Raw genomic sequence first — 1881 nt, forward strand, 5'->3', positions numbered from 1 at the left:
GCCCTACCTCAACAGTGAGATTCTAAAAGCGTTGTTAGTTCAATGCGTTGAAGGCGCGCGAACGGGTGTTTGCACTACATTTGGCGGGTTTGGGCCGCCACTCAAGCGGCCTGTTCGCGGATATTTTGCGGCAGGGCGACGCCGACGGCCTGGAAGACGGACCCGACTTGGCCTTTCACGTGGGTTCGGGTTGTGATGCGCTTGCCATCCTTCTCGATCGTGGCCTCCTGCAGCCGGTCCAGGTCGCGCAGCAGATCGCCCCATTCGACGCTGAAGCCTTTGGCGGCGCAAAGATCCGCCAATTCCTTCTGCAGCAGCAGAGCCAGGAACGAGCAGAACACGTGACCGCGGATCGCCTCATCCGAGCTGTGATAGATTGGCCGGGTGCGCATCAGCGCCTTAGCCCGGCGGAACAGAACCTCCACCTGCAGAAGGTCGCGGTAGCGAAGGACCGCCTGCAAGGGCGTGATCCTGGCGTTGGTCCTTAAGACGAAGATCCCGTCATAGCGGGCCTCTTGGGCCAGCTTGCCGAGATCGATCTCGAAGGCGTCCTTGGTGACAGACTTCAAATAGCGTCGATAGGCCTTGTTGCCGATCAGCGCCTTGTCGCCTTTCTTCAGCTGCTTTTGCAGTCCCTCCACGATCGCCTGGCGATCGGCCTTGTCCTTTTCGGCCTCGGCTTCGTTGCGGCAGACGATGTAGCGCTGGCCGGAGAGCTTGACCTGTTTGACGAACAGCTAGGTCTCGCCCTTGACCCGCTCGACCAAAAGCGGCGTAAACGGCTGCTCGTCGTTCATCACCAGATCGCGCACGATGACGCTGGAGCGTTCGCGGGCGCCGAGGATGTATTCCAACTTCCGCGCCTCCAGCGCCGCGATGCTCGCCGCCGAGATCATGCCACGATCGGCCACCACGCAGACCCGTCCCACCTTGAAGCGGTCGCGCAGCCGATCGACGATGGGCAACAGCACCGTGAGGTCGGCGGTGTTTCCAGCAACCATCTCCGTGCAGATCGGACGGCCCCGCCAGCACCATCTGCTTCAGATCGGGGCGATAATCCTTGGAGTGGCCATGCCGGCCTAAACTCTCCCCGCCTTCTCCGTAGAACGACAAGGTGGTTGTATCCATGAACACCAGGGACAGATCAGTGAACAGGTCGCGGCGACGATCGAACAGCTGTTCCTCAATCAGATCCTTCACGCACCTTGGACCCAGGCCTCCTTCGGCTTGTTCTTCGATCTCCTCGCCCAGCCAGGCCATCGCCCGGTAAAGGTGATGCAGCTGAAGGCCCTCGATGCCGCCGATCTTGTAATCGGCCATCCAGTTCTCGCAGGCCCGATCTGACCCCGACACGAACAGACGGTGCAGGACGCTGACGAACACCGCCCGCTCGACGGCGAACTCAAAGCCGCGGATTTTCAGCAGATCGCCTAGAACCTCTGCGATCCCCAGCCGCTCCCATAGACGGCTGAACAACAGCGGCCCGCCGATGCGCATCGCGCTCAGCACGCCGGTGTCGATGTCATTTAAGATCAGGCTTCGTTCGCAGTGTCGGCCCAGCGACTCCACCAGCCGATCGAGCGCGCCGCTGGCCTGCAGCTGATCCTTCCGTCCCAGCGGCCGGATCAGCCGCTGGCGAACCCGGCCGCCCTCGCGCACGCTTTCGGCGAGATATAGGTAGCGATGGCCTCGCGCGACTTTCTCGACCACGAACATGCCGGGATTGTGCCGTTAGAATCGCTAAAGATAAATCAAAACAATAAGTAACCGATAAATGTTTTCACTACAAATCCTGCACGCCGAAAACCCGCATCAGCAAAATCAACAGCTTACAGAGCCAGTTGCCAGCTTGTTCCGCCGCTACTGTTCAAGTCGGGTCAA

At 60.3% G+C, this 1881-nt stretch carries 1 pseudogene; it reads right to left on the reverse strand.

Features of this window, described 5'->3' with window-relative positions:
* Window positions 1-101 precede the first annotated feature (101 nt).
* Window positions 102-1716, reverse strand: a pseudogene (locus AC0L3I_RS36750) (IS1634 family transposase).
* Between the last annotated feature and the right edge of the window lie 165 nt (window positions 1717-1881).

Source organism: Mesorhizobium sp. WSM4840, assembly GCF_055811755.1.